Annotated in this window: 12 protein-coding genes; 10 read left to right on the forward strand and 2 right to left on the reverse strand. The window is 63.3% G+C overall.

The window, feature by feature from the left end; translation table 11 throughout:
- Window positions 1-46 precede the first annotated feature (46 nt).
- The 7 genes from JONANDRAFT_RS01485 (at window position 47) to JONANDRAFT_RS01515 (ending at window position 6,384) form a co-directional block, all read left to right on the forward strand.
- Window positions 47-724: a GntR family transcriptional regulator gene (locus JONANDRAFT_RS01485; protein WP_008520131.1), complete on the forward strand. Its 678-nt coding sequence runs from the start codon at window positions 47-49 to the stop codon at window positions 722-724.
- Entirely contained in the window at window positions 708-1,889 is a 1,182-nt protein-coding gene (locus JONANDRAFT_RS01490; protein ID WP_008520133.1) for a M24 family metallopeptidase, read from the forward strand. Before JONANDRAFT_RS01485 ends, JONANDRAFT_RS01490 begins: the two co-directional genes overlap by 17 nt.
- Window positions 1,890-1,940: 51 nt before the next feature.
- Window positions 1,941-2,624, forward strand: a complete 684-nt coding sequence (locus JONANDRAFT_RS01495; protein ID WP_008520135.1) for a DUF2848 family protein — start codon at window positions 1,941-1,943, stop codon at window positions 2,622-2,624.
- Between the two features lie 47 nt (window positions 2,625-2,671).
- Window positions 2,672-3,478, forward strand: a complete 807-nt coding sequence (locus JONANDRAFT_RS01500; protein ID WP_008522505.1) for a carbon-nitrogen family hydrolase — start codon at window positions 2,672-2,674, stop codon at window positions 3,476-3,478.
- Between the two features lie 76 nt (window positions 3,479-3,554).
- Entirely contained in the window at window positions 3,555-4,541 is a 987-nt protein-coding gene (locus JONANDRAFT_RS01505) for a TRAP transporter substrate-binding protein (protein WP_008520139.1), read from the forward strand.
- 83 nt (window positions 4,542-4,624) lie between these two features.
- Window positions 4,625-5,110 (forward strand): TRAP transporter small permease, encoded by a 486-nt coding sequence (locus tag JONANDRAFT_RS01510; protein ID WP_008520140.1) that lies wholly within the window; start codon window positions 4,625-4,627, stop codon window positions 5,108-5,110.
- A 2-nt stretch (window positions 5,111-5,112) separates the two neighbouring features.
- Window positions 5,113-6,384, forward strand: a complete 1,272-nt coding sequence (locus JONANDRAFT_RS01515; protein ID WP_008520141.1) for a TRAP transporter large permease — start codon at window positions 5,113-5,115, stop codon at window positions 6,382-6,384.
- A gap of 55 nt (window positions 6,385-6,439) precedes the next feature.
- Here the strand turns inward: JONANDRAFT_RS01515 and JONANDRAFT_RS01520 are convergent, their stop codons facing one another.
- Window positions 6,440-8,575 carry a heavy metal translocating P-type ATPase gene (locus tag JONANDRAFT_RS01520; RefSeq protein ID WP_008520142.1) on the reverse strand — a complete coding sequence of 712 codons (2,136 nt, stop codon included), beginning with the start codon at window positions 8,573-8,575 and terminating at the stop codon, window positions 6,440-6,442.
- Window positions 8,572-8,886 (reverse strand): ArsR/SmtB family transcription factor, encoded by a 315-nt coding sequence (locus tag JONANDRAFT_RS01525; RefSeq protein ID WP_008520143.1) that lies wholly within the window; start codon window positions 8,884-8,886, stop codon window positions 8,572-8,574. The genes JONANDRAFT_RS01520 and JONANDRAFT_RS01525 overlap by 4 nt, the downstream gene beginning before the upstream one ends.
- Before the next feature lie 195 nt (window positions 8,887-9,081).
- Here JONANDRAFT_RS01525 and JONANDRAFT_RS01530 point away from each other — a divergent pair, with 195 nt between their 5' ends.
- From JONANDRAFT_RS01530 to pbpC, 3 genes are read left to right on the forward strand one after another with little or no spacing between them, the layout of a single operon-like run.
- Window positions 9,082-10,215: an efflux RND transporter periplasmic adaptor subunit gene (locus tag JONANDRAFT_RS01530; RefSeq protein WP_008520144.1), complete on the forward strand. Its 1,134-nt coding sequence runs from the start codon at window positions 9,082-9,084 to the stop codon at window positions 10,213-10,215.
- A 3-nt stretch (window positions 10,216-10,218) separates the two neighbouring features.
- Window positions 10,219-13,254, forward strand: coding sequence for an efflux RND transporter permease subunit (locus JONANDRAFT_RS01535; RefSeq protein ID WP_008520145.1), 3,036 nt, complete (start codon window positions 10,219-10,221; stop codon window positions 13,252-13,254).
- Complete coding sequence (pbpC, locus tag JONANDRAFT_RS01540) at window positions 13,247-15,472, forward strand: penicillin-binding protein 1C (RefSeq protein WP_008520146.1); 2,226 nt, start codon at window positions 13,247-13,249, stop codon at window positions 15,470-15,472. Before JONANDRAFT_RS01535 ends, pbpC begins: the two co-directional genes overlap by 8 nt.
- Window positions 15,473-15,505: the final 33 nt, after the last annotated feature.

The following is a 15,505-nucleotide window of genomic DNA, read 5'->3' on the forward strand; positions in this document are numbered from 1 at the left end:
GGCACGGCGTTGTACAATCAAGTGGTATACCAGAGGAGGCGCTGGCATGCCAGATAAACCGGACAAACTCGCGGTGGTCGCGTACGACCGAATTAAACGGGGGATTCTTTCGCTGGAGTACCAGCCGGGGACCGTTCTGCAGGAACGGGCGCTGGCTGGTGAACTGAACATGAGCCGAACGCCTGTGCGGGAGGCCGTTCAGCGGCTAGCTCAGCAGGGGTGGCTGAAAATCAGCGCCCGGAAGTGCCTGAACGTCCGAGAGGTGAACTTTGATGAGATGCGCCAGACGTTTCAGGCTCGGTCGCTGCTGGAACTGGCGGTTCTCGAGATGCTCTTTACCTGCGGCCGTACCGCCGAAGCGGCCGAGCAGATGAAACGGTTGGACGGGAAGATGAGCCAACTGGAGGGACAGCTTTTTCAGTTCATCGTCACAGACCAGATGTTTCACGCCGTGCCGTTCCACGTGGTGGGCAACAAGCCCCTGCTTCGGTTCTGGCAGACGGTCAGCGACGAGATGATCTGGTACGGCATGCTGGCTATGACGCCGTTTCGGTACAGCGACGTGCTGGCCGAGCACGGAAAAGTCGTCGAGGCCCTGCGCTTGGGCAAGGTGCGACTGTCTCGGCAGAGCCTGCAGGAACACCTGAACATCACCGAACAGATGTTGGTTACCAACGACGTCGGCGGGGAGGATCGGGGCGGCTGCCATGAGCTGGAAGTCTGACCTTTTTGAGGCTCGGCGCTCAGACGTCCTAGCCGATCTGGCGGCGGAGGAATTTTCCGGGCTGGCCGTCGGGGCGTGGGGATCGGCTTTAGGTGTCGCCAACGGTTCTCTCGGCTTTTTGCGGTACTTGGTGGACTTTAACCCGCTCAACTCGTTCGCCTTGCTCCTTCTGAAGGCCCGGCGCCGGCCGGTTCTTTTGGTCCAGAACGTGTTCTACGCGGCGCGGGCCTCAGAGACTTTGCCCGGCGTCGAGGTCCTCTTCGTGCCGCCGGATCAGTTCCCCGCGGAAGCGGCTTCCCGAGTCAGAGAGCTTTTCGCCCGTGGCGAGCTGGTCGCCGTGGCGGGGAAAAACTGGATGAGCTGGCCGCTGTGGGCGGCTCTGAGTGGCTGCGGGCCGCGCTGGGGCGACGGCGAAGGGCTTTTGGCCCGCCGGCGGACCGTCAAGGAGCCGTGGGAGCTGGAGCTTCACCGGCGAGGCGGCGAGATCTGCGACCGTATGGTCGCCAGCCTAGGCGGGCTGGTTCGGAGCGGGAAGCCGGCGTATCAGATACAGGCGGCTTTGGAGCACATCGCCAAGGACGAGGGGGCCGAATACGCTCAGACGTGGCTCACCGTCGCGCCCCGGGCTGACCGGTGCCGCTTCACCAGAGACGAGGGGCTGCGGACGCCTCAGACGGGAGATCAGGTGCTCTTGGGCATCTTCCTGATGTACGAAGGGTACTGGGGACACGAGCTCCGCACGGGGGCGGTCGGGACGCCTGACGCCCGGCAGGTCGAGCTGTTCGAGACGGTCAAGGCCATGGAGGACGCCGGGTTCGGGAAGCTGCGGCCCGGGAATGATCTGAAGAACGCCGCTGGGGCGATGACGGACGTGCTGGAGCGGAGGAAGCGGGACGAGTGGGGGAGCCTCTTTCGGTTCCGGGACGGCCACGGCTTGGGACTGGACTACGAGGAGCCGATTCTCACCGGGCCTTTTCCTCACGACTACGCCCCGCCGGCTCAGGAGCCGGAGAGCGTGGAAGTCCGTCCCGGCATGGTCTTTGAGCTGCACCCGAACGTTTTTTCGGCCGCCGTCGGCGGCGCGGTGATCGGGGACATGGTGGAGATAACGCCCCGGGGGCCGGAGTTCATTACCCGTTCGCCCCGGGAGCTGGCGGTGTGGTAAGCCGCGGGGTTTTGGGGGGAACTGGAGCTTCATCGAAAGGAGAGAGGCAACATGAGAATGGAAACGGTTGTGATCGAGAAGTCCGGACTGAGCCGGAAGGCGGCGCTCGTCTGGGAGTCGTGCGTGGCGGCCGGCTATACCGGGCGAAATCAGGAAAGCGTCCGGGCCCACGTGGAGGAGCTGCGCAAGCTGGGCGTCCCTGCTCCGGCCAAGGTGCCGACGATGTACTGGATTGAGCCGGCCCGGGTGACTGACCGAAGCGAGCTTTGGGTCGTGGGGGGCTCGACGTCCGGCGAAGGGGAGGTCTTTCTCGCCCGAACCTGCTGCGGCCGGCTGGTCGTGATGCCGGCCAGCGAGCACACCGACCGGGCGATTGAAAAGGTCTCCGTCTCCAAGGCGAAGCAGGTCTGCACCAAGGTGGTCGCGCCCGTGGCGTGGCTGGTGGACGAAATACGGGATCACTGGGACGAGATCGAGCTCAAGACGTTTGTGGACGGCGAGCTTTACCAGTCCGGCAAGCTCGGCCAGATGCTGGAGCCGGAAAAGCTGATGGAGCTGGCCGGAGCGGATTCGCCGCTGCCGGAAGAGCCTTACGCCCTGTTCAGCGGCACCCTGCCGATTCTTGGCGGAGAGACGGTTTTCGGCCAAAAGTGGGAGCTGAGCTTGACCGATCCGGTCCTAGGCCGGGAAATTAAAATGGCCTACACGGTCAGGCAGCTGCCTGACAGAAACTAGTTCGGGCGGGTGTTTCCTGACAAAAATCCGAAAGGAGGAACGCACTGGTGAAAGTCAGTTCAATTCAGATGAACATGAAACTCGGCGACGTCGACGCCAACTTCGCCCACGCGGCTGAACTCATCTGCCGGGCCGCGGAGGGGAAGCCCGACGTGGTCCTTTTGCCGGAGACGTGGAACACGGGATTTTTCCCGACCGACGGGCTGAAAGAGCTCTGCGACGCCGACGGCGCGCGGGTCAAGGCGGAGATCGGGGCGCTGGCGCGGCGGCTCAAGATCAACATCGTCGCCGGGTCGGTGAGCAACGTGAAGCGGGGTAAGATCTACAACACGTCCTATGTGTTCGACCGTCAGGGGGGCGTCGTTGCCGAGTACGACAAGGTTCACCTGTTCACGCCGATGGCGGAGCATCAGTCCTACGCGTGGGGCGACCACACAAGCGTCTTTCAGCTGGACGACGCTCGGTGCGGAGTCATCATCTGCTACGACATTCGTTTTCCTGAGCTGATTCGGACTATGACGCTGAAGGACATCGACGTGTTGTTCGTCGTCGCCCAGTGGCCTTCAGTTCGGATCCCGCACCTGACCGTCCTGTCCGAGGCTCGGGCGATTGAAAATCAGGTTTTCCTGGCTCTGTGCAACTCCTGCGGGACGGCGGGGAAAACCCAGTACGGCGGAAATTCGTCGCTGATCAACCCGTGGGGCGAGACGCTGGCGCGGGCCGGCAAGAGCGAGGAAATCATCAGCGCCGATTTTGACCTGTCGGTTATCCGGGACATTCGCAGCTCAATTAACGTGTTCAGGGATCGGCGCCCGGGGATCTACAGCTTGGGAGACTTTTGTCCCAGACCGTAGCCTCAAAAAGCGCAGAAGGCGACAGAGCAAGAACGAGATTTGAGACGGTAAATCAAATTTTTTAGGGGGGAAAAAGATGAAACAGGTTCGGTTTGCGGCAGCGGTGGTTGGTGCGATGGTGATGGCGACGGCTTGTTACGGGGCGATCAATATCAAGTTCGCCCACTCGGGCAGCTTGGAACACCAGTACAACATCGGCGCGGAGCACTTCAAACAGTTGGTCGAGGAGAAGTCCGGCGGCGAACTGACGGTGACGATTTTCCCGCAGGGCCAGTTGGGCGGCGAGCGGGAGCTGGCCGAGGGCGTCCGCATGGGGACGGTTGAGATTGGTTCCTTGAGTCCCAGCAACATGACCGGGTTCGTCCCCGAGTTTGACCTGTTCGGCGTGCCGTTCCTCTTCAAGACGCCTGCCCAAGTCTACGCCGTGATGGACGGCAGCGTGGGCGAAAAGCTGAATAAGATCATGCTCGACAAGGGCTTCCACAACTTGGCTTATTGGGAAGTCGGCTTCCGCAACATGACGAACGACCGTCAGCCGGTGAAGACGCCGGAAGACATGAAGGACATGAAGATCCGCGTTCAGGAGTCCAAGCTCAAGATGGAGCTCATCAAGGCTTTGGGAGCCATTCCCACGCCGATTCCCTTCGGCGAGCTGTACAGCGCCCTTCAGCAGAAGGTCGTGGACGGTCAGGAAAACCCCATCGCTACGATTTACTCGATGAAGTTCTACGAAGTTCAAAAGTACCTGTCCCTGACGCGGCACACCTACGAGCCGGCGCTCGTTCTGGCCAATCCCAAGTGGTTTGACAGTTTGGATCCCAAGTACCAGCAGATCCTGACGGACGCGGCGAAGGAGACGGCGGTTTGGCAGCGCGCCAAGCTGGCCGAGCTGGACGCCCAGCGGCTGGCGGAGATCAAGGTCGCCGGCGTTCAGGTGGAAGAGCGCCCGGATTTGGACGCGTTTGCCAAGGCGACGGAGAGCATCGCGAAGCTGGCTCAGGAGACCGTGCCGGCCGATCTGATGGAAGAGGCCAAGGCGATTGCGGCGTCGGTGACCGAATAGGCGCCGACTGCGGGCTGAACCGGCGATAACGAAAGGGGCCGGGCAGAAGCTCGGCCCCTTTGCCGCAGATAGGGGGGAAAGCGATGAAAAAGCTGCAGGCTGTCTTTTCGGCGATTGCCGGATTCTGCCTGGTAATTGTCTTTCTTGTGACGTTCGGTCAGGTGATCGAACGGTACGTCTTCCACGTGTCCATGCCGTGGGCTTCGGACGTGACCCGTTTTGCGTTCGTCTACTCGGTGTTTCTCGGCATGGCCGTCGGCGTGATGAAACGGGGGCACCTGAACATTGACGTGCTCGTTCAGGCCTTCCCCGCCAAGTTTCGGCCGTGGTTTGACCTGCTGGCGACGGCGGTCATGCTGTTCTTCTTGGCGGCTATTTTCTGGTACTCGATTCCGTTCGTGCAGAGCAACATGGACCAGATGGCAAACTACGTCCGCGTGCCGATGGGCGTGATGTACGTGAGCGTGCCAATCACTGTGGCTGTGATGCTAGCCTGTCTGGCGGTTCAGGCGGTCCGTCAGGTTCGCGCCCTGAGCGGGGCCAAGCAGGCTGAGGCGGGGAGGCGGTAGCCGTGCTCTGGATCGTCGGGCTTTTTGCCGTCTTCCTTCTTGGCGTGCCGATCGCGTTTTCTCTCGGGGCCGTGACCCTGACCGGCCTGCTGGGCACGGGGCTTCCCATGCAGGTGACAGTTCAGCAGATGATCGGCGGCGTGGACAACTTCGCGTTCATCGCCATTCCGCTGTTCATTTTGGCGGGCAACCTGATGGCGGTCGGCGGCATTTCAAAGCGCATTACCGACTTTTCTGAGTCGTTGGTCGGCCACTGGCCCGGCGGGCTGGGCATGGTTGCCATTGTGGCGTCGATGATTTTTGCCGCCGTCACAGGCTCTGCCATTGCGGCGACGGCGGCCATCGGGGCGCTTCTGATTTCCGAGATGCTCTCCAAGGGGTACTCAGCGCCGTATGCCGCCTCTCTCGTGGCGACGTCCGGCTCGATCGGGCCGATTATCCCGCCGTCCATTCCGCTGGTCGTTTACGGGGTCATCGTCAGCAGCTCCATCGCTAAACTGTTCATGGGCGGCATGATTCCCGGCCTGCTGATGGGCTTTTTCCTCATGCTGGCCAACTGGCTGATCAGCCGCCGGCGCGGCTACGTCGGGCGCGCCAAGCGGGCGTCATTCAAGGAACTGCGGCAGGGCTTTAAGGACGCGCTGCTCGCTCTGATCATGCCGGTCATCATCGTGGGCGGTATCGTGGGCGGCGTGTTCACTCCCACCGAATCGGCGTCGGTCGCCGTGGCGTACTCGCTCGTGCTGGGCGGGCTGGTGTACCGGGAACTGAGCTGGAAGTCGATCTGGGAGGCGTTCGTCAGCGCCGCGGTCACGAACGGAGTGATCCTGACCGTGCTGATGACGGCCCGGCTGTTTATCTGGTTCATGACCGTGCAGATGATCCCCCAGTCCATCGCCGCCGCGCTGCTGTCGGTTATTCACACCAAGTGGGGCGCGCTTCTCGTGATGAACGTGATCCTGCTGATCGCCGGGACGTTCATCGACACGACCAGCGCGATTACCATTTTCGTCCCGCTGTTCCTGCCGCTGGTGAAGACGTTCGGCATCGACTTGGTGCACTTCGGCGTCATCGTGGCGGTGAACCTGACGATCGGTATGTGCACGCCGCCGTTGGGCGTCTGTCTGTTCGTGTCCTGCGAGATCGCGAAGACGTCGCTGCGCGAGATGTTCAAGGATTTGATGATCATGCTGATACCGCTGTTGGCGGTGCTGCTGCTGACGACCTACGTGCCGTCGCTGGTCCTGTGGCTTCCCAACGCGCTGGGACTGTAACTTTCGAGTACGACAAAGCCCCGTCCGATTTCGGACGGGGCTTTGTTCTTGCCTGTCAGCGGCTTTCAAAGCCGGAGCAGTAGCAGTTTCTGTGTCGGTGAGGACACCAGCGGATGATGGAGAGTGCGACGCCCACGGCGACCATGGTGACTCCCACGTCGGCGAAGACGGCGAGCCACATGTCGGCGAGGCCGAACAGATCGAGAATCATCACACCGGCCTTGACGGCCAGCACGGCGGCGACGATGCACCGGGCAACCCGCACGGTGTGCTGGGCGACCGACACGCCGTCGGCCAGCGACGTGAGCTTGTCGTTCATGACGACGGCGTCGGAAGCTTCTACGGCGGCGTCGCTGCCGAGGCCGCCCATGGCGACGCCCACGTCGGCGGCCGCCAGAACCGGCGCGTCGTTGATGCCGTCGCCGACGAATATCAGCGAACCGCTGCCGGCGTATTGTCTGAAGCCGTCAAGGGACAGGACCTTCTCGTCGGGCAGAAGGCACGCTTTGACCTCGTCAAGTTCCAACCCGCTCGAGGCCGCGTCGGCGGCCGACTTGCTGTCGCCTGTGACCATGGCTTGGAAGCCAGCTCCCAAGTGCCGGAGCGCTTTCAGGCCGGAAGCCGCGTCGGGCTTGACCGAGTCGGCGGCGGACAGACAGCCGATCCACTCGCCGGAGCGGCACAGGTGAATCGAAGCGTCGGCGAACTCATCGGGAATCTTGGCGCCCTGATCGGCCATCAGGGCCGAGTTACCGAGAAAGTACGTTTCCCCGTTCACCGATCCGGTGACGCCTCGGCCGGGAAGTTCCTGCAGGTCTCCCGCCCGGGAGACGGCCAGCCCGCGGCTTGCCGCCAGGCGGACGACGGCCTGCGCCATCGGGTGGTTGGACCCGGACTCCAGCGACGCGGCCAGAGCCAGCAGATCGTTTTCAGCCAGGGACGCGCCGCGGATCGCCGTGACAGCCGGCCTGCCGGTGGTGATCGTGCCGGTCTTGTCGAAGGCGGCGGCCCGGACGCGCGCCAGCGCTTCAAGGTAAGTGCTTCCCTTGACGACAACGCCGTGTCGGGACGCGGCGCCCAGCCCGGCGAAGAACGTCAGCGGGACCGCGATGACGAGGGCGCAGGGACAGGAGATGACGAGGAACACGAGTCCCCGATAGGCCCAGACCGCCCACGGCTGGAGGAACAGAAGGGGCGGCAGGAGAGCGGTCAGCAGGGCGGCGGCGAACACCGCTGGGGTGTAGTATCTGGCAAAGCGGGTGATGAACCGCTCCAGCCGGGCCTTTCGCGAGCCGGCTCCTTCGACCATCGCGAGGACCCGTGCGACCGCCGAGCCGCTGAACGGGGCGGTGACCTTCGCTTCCAGCCGGCCTGTCAGGTTGAGCGTGCCGCCCAACAGGGGGCTTCCGACAGTCACGTCCTCTGGAAGGGACTCGCCGGTGAGGGCCGACGAGTCGATGCTGGACCGGCCGTCGGTCACGACCGCGTCGGCCGGCACCTTTTCGCCGGGCAGAACGGCGACGGTGTCACCGGGGCGCAGCTCCTGCGGCGTGGCCGTGACGGGTTCGCCGTTTCGGAGAAGGTGGGCCGTCTCGGGGCGGATGTCCATCAGAGCGGCGATGTCCCGCCGGGACTTGGCGACGGCCAACGACTGGAGCGCCTCGCCCAACTGGTAGAACACCATGACCGACGCGGCCTCGGCGCCCTGACCGAGACACCACGCGCCGAGCGTCGCCGCGGTCATGAGGACGAACTCGTTGAAAAAGTCTCCCCGCCGAACGGTCCGGCACGCGGCGCGGACCGTCGTCCAGCCCGCGGTAGCCCAGCCGGCAAACAGCAGGAAGGTTCGGAGCGCGCCGGAAGCGCAGAGCCCGGCAAACAGCAGGACGGCTCCGGCCAGCAGGCCCGAGCGGAGCGCGGCGCCCAGAAACGCGTTTTTCGGCATGGTTCCTCGCGCCTGCGGCCCGACGATCGTCAGGGTCGGCTCGATCTGCCGGCCAACCTTTTGACACTGGCGGCGCAGGGCCGCCTCGTCGGCGCCGTCCCGGGCTGACAGCGTCAGCAGGCCTCTTGAGAGGTCAAACGCGGCGGAGCGGACGTCGGGCAGGAACGTCAGCTCGCGGGCAATTTTTCGCGCGCAGTCCGGGCAGGCCAGCCCTTCGACGGGCCAGCGGTAGATGGCCGAGCTCACGGCTCGCTCACGTGTTCCAGCCCGACGTGGAGCAGGGCTTCAACGTGGCTGTCGGCGAGGGAGTAATAGATCGTGCGCCCTTCGCGCCGCGTCCGAACCAGCTTGGCGATCCGAAGCTGCCGGAGCTGATGGGACACCGCCGACTGGCTCATGGAGAGCCGGTGGGCCAGCTCATTGACTGAAAGCTCTCCTTGGCTGAGCAGGTACAGCAGGCGGACCCGAGTCGTGTCGGCAAACATTCGGTACAGGTCGGCCAGGTCGTCCAGCCGCTTTTCGGGGAACAGATCAACAGGGGAAGTCTCAGCTTTCATATAAACACCTCCTATAGTTGTTCATATGAATTATAGTACGACATGTATGGAGAGTCAATGCAGATAGGTAATCCTGCGAGGGGGCCTCGGGCGGAAGACGGGTGGTTTTTTCACCAACTGTGTTAAAATAACGGCACGAAGAGATAATACAGTCGCTGAAGGGTGCGGTGGCTGAATGTTTTTGGGAGGAAGTCCATGAAGAAGACTCCTTTGTTCTGGCTGTTTGGGAGAGCCCTGCTGTTGGGCTGTGTGGTGCTGCTCTTTGTGGGCGGCACAGTGCTGGCGTGGCGGGGGTTTCAGAAGGAACCAGTTCCCGTTGAGCCGGAACGGCCGGTGAAGGTGGAGGCCGTCTCTTTTTTTCAGGACGCCCAGACCTTTAAGTACTACGGGACCCTTGAGGGCTCCCGGCAGGTGAGCCTGTCGTTTCGGGTGTACGGCCCGCTGGTGGAGCTTCCCGTGTCGGAGGGCGATGCAGTCAAGAAGGGGCAGCTACTGGCTCGGCTCGACGAGAGGGATTACCGAACTAAGGTGGAGAACGCGACGGCCGGCCTGTCGGTCGCCTCGGCCCGGCTCGCTCAGGCGAAAAACGACTTTCAGCGGGCTTCGGCGCTGCGCAAGTCCGGCGCCATCGCTCAGGCGGCGTTTGAGCAGGCTCAGACGGCCTATCGGCTCGCCTCGTCTGGGGTAGAGTCGTCCAAAGCCCAGCTGGCGGCCGCCCAAGACGCGCTTCGGGATACCCGGCTCGAGGCGCCGTTCGACGGCGTGATCGCCCGCCGGCTTGTCGACAACTTCCAAGATGTCCAGGCGTCCCAGCCGATCGTCGAGCTTCAGACGGTCGGGGATCTGGATATTAAGATCAACGTGCCCGATCTGGATATGGTTCGGTTCCCCGGCATCGACTTTTTGACCGGCGAGGCGTCGTTTGACGCCGCCCCTGGCAAGTCGTTCCCGCTCAAGTTCAAGGACATGGGGACGAAGGCTGACCCGATGACCCGCACGTACCCCGTGACGGTGTCCCTGACGGAAGCGCCTCAGGGCGTCTTCCTCCTGCCCGGCATGCCCGTGACTGTCACCGTGTCGACCAAGCCCAAGGCGGGCGACGAGAAGGTCTTTTCCGTGTCGTCGAACTCTCTGGCGTCGCCGGACGGCCGGACGGTCGTGTGGGTCATCAAAGACGGACAGGCCCAGAAGCGGGAAGTGAAGGTGACTCGGTACGTGAACGGCCGGGCTCTGGTGACCGGGGACTTGGCCGTCGGCGAGCGGATCGCCGTGGCGGGAGTCTCGTTCCTGCACGAGGGGCAGAAAGTTCGAACGCTGGAGGGCGAGTAGAAAATGGAACTGGGACGGGGCTCTATCGTCCGGCGCGTATCGGTACTTTTCTTCTGCTTCCTCATCGCGGTGGCTGGGGCGGTCTCGTACTTCGAGCTGGGCAAGCTGGAAGACCCGACCTTTACGATTAAAACGGCCATCGTGGCGGCGGTGTACCCCGGCGCGAGCGCCGACGAGGTTCGCCGCGAGGTGGCCGATCCGCTCGAAGAGGCCATTCAGGCCATGGGGCAGCTGAAAGAGATAAAAACCCGCTGCACGCCCGGCATGGCGATCATCTACGCGGAGATGAAGGCGAAGTACAAGACGAGCGCTCTGCCGGAAATATGGGATATCTTGCGGCAAAAGGTGAATGACGCCAAGATCAAGCTCCCGCCGGGCGTGACGGTTGTCGTTAATAACGACTTCGGCGACGTGTACGGCCAGTATTACGCCCTGACCGGCGAGGGATACTCGCTGAAGGAGCTGAAGGACTTCGCCGACGTGATCAAGCGCGAGTTGGTCTTGGTCCCCGGCGTGGCGAGCGTCAAAATCATCGGCGACCGGCCTGACGTGGTGCGCATAGAGTTCACGCCGGAACGGCTGGCGGCCATGCACCTGCCGCCGTTGGCGCTGTACTCGGTGCTGAATCAGCAGAACGCGGTGACCGACGCCGGTCAGGTGAAGCTGAGCGACCGGCTGATTCGGCTTGACCCGACAAGCGGCATTTCAAGCCTCAGTGATCTGGAAAATCTCGTTGTGGGCGGAAGCGGTGGCTCACTGGTGCGCCTGTCCGACCTCGGTCAGGTCACCCGCGGCCCGGCCGAGCCGCCTCAGCTTTTGATGGAATATGACAACCGGCCGGCGCTCGGCATCGGCATTTCGACCGTCGAGGGCGGCAACGTGGTCGCGATGGGCGAGGCCGTCAAGGCGCGGCTGGAAAAGCTGAAGCCCTTCATGCCCATCGGAATGGAGCTTCAGCCGGTGTACCTGCAGTCCGACGGCGTGACTCAGTCGGTCAACGAGTTCGTCATGAACGTCATCGAGTCGGTAGCCATCGTGGTCGGCATTCTGCTGATCTTCATGGGACTCAGGACGGGGTTGCTCATCGGCCTTGTCCTTCTGCTGGTCATCGCGGCGACTCTGGCGACAATGAAGGTCCTAGGGATTTTCCTTCAGATCGTGTCCCTCGGCACCCTGATCGTCGCCTTGGGCATGCTGGTTGACAACGCGATCGTCATCTCCGAAGAGATGCTCGTCGGGGTCGGGCGGGGCGAAGAGCTGACGGCCGTGGCCGAAAAAGCTGTGACGGTCAATTTCTGGCCGCTTCTGGGCGGGACCCTGATCGCCATTCTCGGGTTCATGCCCGTCGGCCTGTCGAACGAGGCGGCCGGCGAATTTTGCCGGAGCCTGTTCCAGGTCATCTCCATTTCCCTGCTGTGGAGCTGGGTTTTGGCCCTGACTGCCACGCCGGCGCTGGGCTCGTTCCTGCTTCACGGCACCAAGGTAGTCGATGACCCGTATGACAGTTTCCTGTTTCGGTGGTACCGCCGTTTCCTAGAGTGGTGCATTCGTTGGCGGTTCCTCGTCATCCTGATGACGATCGGATGTTTTGCCGTCTCCGTGGCGGGGTTCAAGTCGGTGAAGAAGTCGTTCTTCCCCAACTCGAACAGCCCGTATTTCATCATCGACCTGTGGTCGCCTCAGGGGACGGATATTAACAGTCACCTTGAGAAGGCACGGGCGATAGCCCTCGGGCTGAGCGCGAGAAAAGACGTTAAGCACGTGACGGTCGTGGCCGGCGGCGGCGGGCTTCGGTTCCTTCTGACGATTGCGCCGCCGGACCCGAACAGTTCGTTCGCTCAGATGATCGTCGAGACGGACGGGGAGGACGGCCCGCTGGCCGCCCTTCAGGACGCCGAGCGGATGATGTCCCAGATGCCCGGAGTGGAAGGCGTCTGCAAGCTGTTCAGCAAGGGGAGCGGTCTGACTGCTAAGGTCGAGGCCCGGTTCAGCGGCCCCGATCCGAACGTCCTGCGCGAGCTGGCCGACAAGGCGGCGGTGATCTTCCGCTCCACGCCGGGAAGCCGGTTTACCCGCACGGACTGGCGCGACCGGGTGAAGGTGCTCAAGCCCCAGATCTCGGTGGACCGAATGCGCCACTTGGGACTGACCCGGCCGATGATCGCCCAGACGATTCACATGGTCTCGGGCGGGACGACGGTAGGCCTTTACCGGGACGGCAAGGACCTGCTGCCGATTTTGGCGACCGTGCCGAAGAAAATTCGTTTTGACTACGGCGCGCTTCGGTCCCTGCCGATCTGGGCTCCTGCCGCGTTGGGGACTGTGCCCCTTTCGTCGGTGGTGACGTCCTTTGAAAGCGACTGGGAGGACCAGATCCTTTGGACCTACAACCGGCAGCTGGCGATTCTCGTCCAGAGCGAGGTAGCGCTGAACCAAAACGCCAACGACTTTTTGGACGCCGTGCGGCCGAAAGTCGAGGCCATTCCGCTGCCTGTGGGGTACAAGCTGGAATGGGCCGGCGAGTACAAGACCAGCGGCGAAGCCGTTCGAGGGATTATTCAGCTCCTGCCGTACGGCGTGATCGGCATGTTCTTCCTGATGGTCCTGCTGTTTAACGGGTTCATTGAGCCGACGATCATCTTCCTGTGCCTGCCGCTGACGGTGATCGGCGTGACTTGGGGGCTGCTCCTGAGCAACCAGCCGTTCTCGTTCTTGGCGTTTTTGGGATTCCTGAGCCTGATGGGAATGCTCTCGAAGAACTCGATCGTGCTGTTGGATCAAGTGGCGTCGGAGTTCGCCGCCGGCAAGGATCGGTACGAGGTGATCGTGAACGCCGGGGTGAGCCGACTGCGTCCTGTGAGCATGTCGGCCGTGACGACCGTTCTGGGAATGATCCCGTTGGCTGGCGACAAGCTGTTCGCGCCGCTGGCTGTGACGATTATGGCCGGTCTCACCGTGGCGACGGTCTTGACCCTGATTATCGTGCCGGTGCTCTGTTCGATCTTCTACCGAGTCCCACCGCGCCGCTGCCATGAGTAAGGCGCGGAAGCGGCTGTTCATTCTTGGCGTTCTTGCCGCGTCGGCGCTTCTCTCCTTTTGGGGGTGGCGCCGCCTCGGTTCGCTTGAGCTGGTGGAAGCCCGGTTAGCCTCGTGGCCGGCGTCTCAGGTCGTTCGGTCCCGTGACGGGACTATCATCGGCATGTCTCTGTCCGCCGACGGCGAGTTCTGCGTGCCGGTTCCCCTGTCTTCCATGGGGAAGCTGATGCCCCGGCTGACCGTGCTGGTGGAGGACAAACGGTTCTGGCGTCACGGCGGGGTGGATTGGCAGGGGCTGGCTTCGGCCGCCGTTGACTGGGCGTTCCGGGGCCGCCGCCGGGGCGGGTCGACGATCACGACGCAGGTCATCCGCATGGCGTACCCCGCGCCGCGGACCTTGGGGACGAAGATTCGGGAGTTCGCCCAGGCGGACACATTGGAGCGCCGGCTGAAGAAAGAACAGATCCTTGAGCTGTACTTGAACCGGGCGCCTTTTGGCTCCAATATCCGTGGCGTCGAGGCGGCCGCCCAGATGTGGTTCGGCCGAACATGCCAGCACTTGACGGCCGCTCAGGCGGCCCTGCTGGTCGGCATGGTCAAGGCGCCGACCGCGTACCGTCCGGACTTGAACCCGCAGGCGGCCAAACGCAGGCGGGATCTTATTCTGTCGATGGCCAAGGATGCCGGGATTATCGACAGCTTTCAGTACCAGTGCGCGCTGGACGAGGCTCTGCCCAGCAGACTGCTTCAGCCGCCGTCTCAGGAGCTTCTGTTCTGTCAGGCTGTCACCGACCGGCTGATTGGGCAGGACGTGACGACGACGCTTGATCGGTCGTGTCAGAAGATAGTCCGCTCGGCGCTTGAAACCGCGTTGGCCCACCAGCCGCCGGAAGTGACGGCAGCGGCCGTCCTGCTGGAAAACGAGACCGGCGCGGTCCGGGCTCTGGTGCCGAACGCCCGATGGGGCAGCGGGAACTCGGGCCAGTGGGTTGACTGTTCCTCCGCCCTTCGTTCGCCCGGGTCGTCCCTCAAGCCGTTCGTCTACGCGATGGCCTTCGAGCGGGGCGTCCTGACGCCCGGCCTGCTGATGGCCGACACGCCGCTCGGCATGGGCGGACGGACGCCGCGGAACTTCGACAAACTGTACCGCGGCCCGGTGAGCGCGAAACGGGCGCTGAACGACTCGCTGAACGTCCCGGCCGTCCGGGCCCTGCGGGCCGTGTCGGCTGACGAGCTTCTGCGGCGGATGAGACGGGCCGGACTGGAAAACATCAAAAAGGAAGCCGACTGGTACGGGGATTCGCTCGTGCTGGGCGGCTGTGAGGTGAGCCCCCTTCAGCTGGCGGAGGCCTGCACGGTCTTCGCTCGGTTGGGGGAGCGAATTTCGCCTGTATTTGAGGCCGGTCGGACTGGCGCCGTCGAGCAGGTGTTCACGCCTCAAGCCGCTTGGCTGGTCACCGACTGCCTGTCCGATCCGTCCCGGCTGCCGATCACCCTGCGGTCGGTGGACGCCCTTCGGGGCAAGTTCGCTTTTAAGACCGGGACGAGCTACGGCCTTCGGGACGCGTGGACGGCCGTTTGGAACGGTCGGTGGACGTTGGTCGTGTGGCTGGGAGATCCGACCGGGCGCCCTCACAGCACGCTTGTCGGGCTGTCAGCGGCGGTTCCCGCGGCCAGCCAGATTTTCCGTCATCTGCCTGAAGGGTGGCCTGTGCCTCGTCCCGAGGGGCTCGAGCGGCGGAGCGTCTGTTCCCTGTCGGGGCTACCCCCTTCGCCGGCCTGCGCGACTCGGACGTCCGACTGGTACATTCCGGCTGTCTCCCCTTCGGGGGTTTGCCAAATGCACCGATACCACGGCGGGCGGGTGGTGACCGTCTGGCCGAAGGAGCTTTCCCGCTACATGTCCGGCCGCGACAGGCCCGGTCAGATGATCGTGGCCTCTCCGTTGGACGGGGCGGACTACCTGTACTACGAGCAGGGCAGCAAGCTGGCTCTGCGGTGCGAGGGAGCGGGCCAAGTTCACTGGTTTGTCGACGGACAGTTCGTCGGCACGTCGCCTTCCGGAACTGACTCGGTGATGTGGCCGATGAAGCCGGGCAAGCACGAGGCGACGGTCATGGACGGTACGGGCAGGAAGCGATCGGTTTCTTTTACTGTTTCGTCGATCTTTTCCGAGCCGGGAGAGCTTCAGGAGCTCGTGCCGGAACCTTCCAAGCCGTAGAGAAACGGCGCTGTGCTTTATCTGCTGTAGTTC

The organism is Jonquetella anthropi DSM 22815 (assembly GCF_000237805.1).
Classification (GTDB): Bacteria; Synergistota; Synergistia; order Synergistales; family Dethiosulfovibrionaceae; genus Jonquetella; species Jonquetella anthropi.